The sequence below is a fragment of the Acidobacteriota bacterium genome, assembly GCA_012517875.1.
Classification (GTDB): domain Bacteria; phylum Acidobacteriota; class JAAYUB01; order JAAYUB01; family JAAYUB01; genus JAAYUB01.
This window is the reverse complement of sequence record JAAYUB010000045.1, coordinates 1-2329: the sequence shown is the minus strand read 5'-3', so window position 1 is coordinate 2329 and position 2329 is coordinate 1. Positions and strand designations below refer to the sequence as shown.

The 2329-nt window shown below is 70.4% G+C and carries 2 protein-coding genes; one reads left to right on the top strand and one right to left on the bottom strand.

Annotated features, from left to right (window positions below; all coding sequences use genetic code 11):
* The coding region (gene recD / locus GX414_05600) for an exodeoxyribonuclease V subunit alpha (protein ID NLI46565.1) at window positions 1-1372 on the top strand (1372 nt) is incomplete at its 5' end.
* Between the two features lie 621 nt (window positions 1373-1993).
* On the opposite strand, the gene GX414_05595 is transcribed toward recD, so the two are convergent.
* Window positions 1994-2329, bottom strand: a 336-nt coding sequence (locus GX414_05595) for a zinc ribbon domain-containing protein (GenBank protein ID NLI46564.1), incomplete at its 5' end; no start/stop codon positions are given.

The window sequence follows — 2329 nt, the reverse complement described above, 5'->3', positions numbered from 1 at the left end:
CGCGGCGACCCGGCGGTTATGCGTGATCTCCGGCGGGCCCGGCACGGGGAAGACGGCCACGGCGGCCCGCATCCTGGCGTTGCTGCTGGAGCAGCGGCCGGAGCGGATCGTCGCCCTGGCGGCGCCCACGGGCAAAGCGGCCGCGCGAATGAACGAGGCGCTCCGATCCGTCCTGGCGGGGCTGGACGTAGCGGCGGCAGTGAAGGAGCGGGCGTTGGCCCGGCCGGCCCAGACCATCCACCGCCTGCTGGGCGCCCGCGGCAGCGGGGCGTTCGCGCGCGGTGCGACCGACCCCGTCCCGTGCGACGTGCTGGTGGTGGACGAGGCATCGATGGTGGATGTGGCCTTGATGGCCCGCCTCCTGGAGGCGCTCCCCGGGGGCGCCCGGCTGGTGCTGCTTGGGGACAAAAACCAGCTCGCCTCGGTGGAGGCAGGCGCGTTCCTCGGCGACTTGTGCGCGGCGCCGGCCGAGAACCGCTTCCGCCCGGCGCTGGCGCACAGCTATGCCGCCGCGACGGGCGACCGCGTGCTGGCCGAGGGGCACGCCGACCCGGCCGCCCGGCCGCTGCAGGACTGCCTGGTCCAGCTCCGACACAGCTACCGCTTCGCCGCCGACGGCGGCATCGGCGCCCTATGCCATGCCGTCAACGCCGGTGCGAGCTGGTCCGCGTTTGAGCCGCTGTTCGCGACGCACGCGGAGATCCGATGGTTGCCCCTGCCGCCGCCGCGAGAACTGGCAGCGGCGCTGGCGGCCGTCATCGAGGACGGGTTCGCCCCGTGCGCGGCGGTGGCGGATCCGCTCGCCGCGCTGGAGGCGCTGAGGCGTTTCCGCATCCTGTGTGCCGTGCGCGACGGACCCTACGGCGCGACGGCGCTGAATTGCCTGGCCGAGAACGTGCTCGCCGCCCGGGGAGTGATCCGGCCGCCCGGCGGCGCCTGGTACGCCCACCGCCCGGTCATGGTCACCGTCAACGACTACAACCTGCGCCTGTTCAACGGCGACATCGGCCTCGTGCGGCCCGACGCGGACGGGGCGTTGCGCGTGTTCTTCCCGCCGGAGGGGGAGGGTCCTCCGCGGCGCTTCCTGCCGGCCATGCTGCCGGCGCATGAGACGGTGTACGCCATGACGGTGCACAAGAGCCAGGGCTCGGAGTTCGACCGGGTGCTGCTGGTCCTGCCCGACCGCGAGAATCCTGTGCTCACCCGGGAGCTGGTGTACACCGCCGTGACCCGCGCGCGGCAGGCGGTGGACATCCTGGCCGCCCCGGCGGTGTTCGCGGCCGCCGCAGCGGCCCGCGTCCGCCGCACCTCGGGGCTCAGGGAGCGGTTGTGGGGGATGGTAAACAGTAAACAGTTGGGAGATAGGAGATAGGAGATAAGAGATAAGAGATGGGAGATAGGGGGAGTTTCATGATGCGTCGTGAGAGCGGGTCGTACTCGTAATTCGTAATCGTAATTCGTGATCGTAATCCCAAGCCGGCAAAGCCGGAACCCATTGATTAAGGGCATCTGGAATTCACTCGTCCAACCAGCCGTTCATCGATCGGCACCGTCTCCGCAATCACGACGAAAATAGCCAGGCGCAGCCCCGCGAACGCGGGGCCGCGCCTGGAAGGCCAACTAGTTGACGCGCCGCGCCCCGGGTACGGGGCGCGAGGAAAGAGTGTCGGCGGACCCTACGCTTCCCCGCGCCCCTGTGCAGGGGCGCGCCGGGTAAAAATAACCGGCTTCCCAGGCGCTGCCCGGCTGCGCCTGGCTATTGTCTTTGAAACTGGACGGGCTTGCCGGAAACCCAGGTGCGCGGCACTGAGCTGAAGTTCACCATCATGCCCCTTTGGTCCCGGCTCCGCCGGGTTACGAGTACGATGACGATTACGATCACGAATTACGAGTGCGATGACGAACTACGAGCACGAGATCTGAGGCTCGATATCCGAAGTCCGATACTCGAAGTCCGATATTCGATGTCCGATGTCCGAGCTCCGCTCCCTGATCAGGCGACCGGCCGGCCGCAGGTGATGCAGAAGCGCGCGCCCGGGTCCAGCGGGTGACCGCACTCCGGGCAGAGCGAAGCCACGGATTTCTCGAAGATGGCGTCGTCCAGCAGCGACGCCGGCGGCTGAACCGGCTGGGTGATCGGCAGCGGCGGCGGCCCGGCCGGGACCGGGGGCGCCGGCGCCGGGGCGTAGACGGCCGGCTGGGGCGGGGGAACCGGGGCCGTCCGGACGGGAGGCGCCGCTACGGGCGGCGGTGCGTAAGCCGGTGACGGTGCGTACGCCGGCGGCGGGGCGGCCGCCGGTGGCGCCGCGGATACCGGATAGCCGCAGGT